The organism is Cupriavidus sp. KB_39 (assembly GCF_052114485.1).
Taxonomy (GTDB): Bacteria; Pseudomonadota; Gammaproteobacteria; order Burkholderiales; family Burkholderiaceae; genus Cupriavidus.
Window position 1 is genome coordinate 1 of record NZ_JBFREV010000184.1, and the last position, 516, is coordinate 516.

The window sequence follows — 516 nt, forward strand, 5'->3', positions numbered from 1 at the left end:
CTGTAGTAGCCATCCTCTGAGATCCAGTAAGCGTCCATTCGATCGCGTTTTTCGTCATACACATACAGGTAGCCGCAGCGTAGCAAGCGGGTCGTGTAGCGCGCGCTGCCATGCAGCGTCAGGTCCTGCTTCTGGCCTTTGCCGACGCTGCGGGCGGTGTCTTCGACCTTCAAGGGCGCGGTAACTGCCGGCAGCCCCATGTCGATGGGCGCGACGGCATAGCGCACGGGCAGGATGAGCAGGCCACGCTTGTCGCAGTAGCCGCATGTCTTTTCGATGGCCATAGGTCACGTCCCCAAGGTTCGAGTGTTCGAGGTATCGGCTGGCGGCAGGGGCTCGGTGATCATCGCGTGCCGCTGGGCCAGGCGGTCGTAGTCCTCGGGCGTCAGCATGACGGCGAGGTCCGGCTCAATGCGCATCGCTTGCGCCGCACGCTGCGCCCAGGAGAGGTCTCGCGGCAAAGCCAGGCGTGCGAGGACCTGGTTGACCAGGGCGATGCGCTGGGCGCGCGCCCAT

Annotated in this window: 2 protein-coding genes; both read right to left on the minus strand. The window is 64.9% G+C overall.

What is annotated here, in order from left to right; translation table 11 throughout:
• Positions 1-284: toxin VasX (locus tag AB4Z27_RS29430; protein WP_441646035.1), on the minus strand; the 284-nt coding region annotated here is incomplete at its 3' end.
• Between the two features lie 3 nt (positions 285-287).
• Positions 288-516 (minus strand): hypothetical protein (locus tag AB4Z27_RS29435; protein ID WP_441646036.1); only part of this gene is annotated, 229 nt, incomplete at its 5' end.